2 protein-coding genes are annotated in these 982 nt (G+C 36.3%); both read right to left on the bottom strand.

The annotated features are described in order from the left end of the window. Nucleotides 1–520, bottom strand: a 520-nt coding sequence (locus LOK41_RS28225; protein WP_241819385.1) for a ribonuclease H family protein, incomplete at its 3' end; no start/stop codon positions are given. Nucleotides 521–522: 2 nt separating this feature from the next. Beyond that, nucleotides 523–861, bottom strand: coding sequence for a hypothetical protein (locus LOK41_RS28220; protein WP_241819384.1), 339 nt, complete (start codon nucleotides 859–861; stop codon nucleotides 523–525). Nucleotides 862–982 lie beyond the last annotated feature (121 nt).

Raw genomic sequence — 982 nt, 5'->3', positions numbered from 1 at the left:
TTTTAGCTCTCCAGGCTTTTGTTGCGAAATTTTCAATACCTGTATAGTCATAGTATAAGATCATATGTTTCCAGCCATTTGCTAAAGCTAGTTCTACCGCACGTCTTGCACCCATGAGCTCAGCACCAACATTATGAGTAGTTGTTACATCTAAATAGGGATAGGCACTGAAATCTTTTAAATACAACTGGTTTTGAACAATCATGACTAAGCCGTATCCTGCAATTTTTCGCTTCATGTTATAGCTTCCATCAATATAGACTTCTACGATGGACTCCTGCGAAATACCCGAAGAATGTATTTTTATGGGCTGTTCTTTTATGTTTGGAGAAGGAGCAGATGCCTGGCATTTTTTATTTTGAACGAGGGTGGATGACAAATAGTGTTGTGCTTCTTTTTTGGAAGGAAAAGAGCGGTACTCAGCACCTGAATATCCTTTGACATTCACCTCACATTCTTTCCAGGAATAGAAAATACCAGTTTGCCTCCCTTTTCGCACAGCATATACCTTCTTTTTCATCCTCATTTCCTTTCTAACGTCCGTTGATCCATTACTTCAATGAGTATATCAGCAATTAATTTTGCGTTTTCAAAGATAACCTGATGTTTTGTATAGGCATCAATATAATCTCCTAATCCCTCACTTAGCATAACTTCCAGTTGATTATTATCTAAAATCGTACTGGTCATGATCGTATTACTCTTGCTAAATCGTTTGTATCTTGATAACACCTGACAAGTGGAGTGAACAATTGGTTTTAGCATTTCTTCATAAAAAGGATACATATCAGATGCAATTTTTTCATTTAAAACAAAATCCATTCCATGTTCCGTGCTGTCAAATCGAAATAAAAAAATCAATATTTCCCCTCCTCTAACCTATCGGATTTTTATGTTTCAGATTCCTTGTCGTCACGTTCCACTTTTCTGTACCATTTCCCAATTTTACTTTTATAATATCTTTCCACTTCTCCATAGGGAA

The organism is Bacillus sp. TL12 (assembly GCF_022625245.1).
Classification (GTDB): domain Bacteria; phylum Bacillota; class Bacilli; order Bacillales; family Bacillaceae_G; genus Bacillus_A.
The sequence above is the reverse complement of the archived record's forward strand: the minus strand, read 5'-3'. Positions and strand labels throughout refer to the sequence as shown.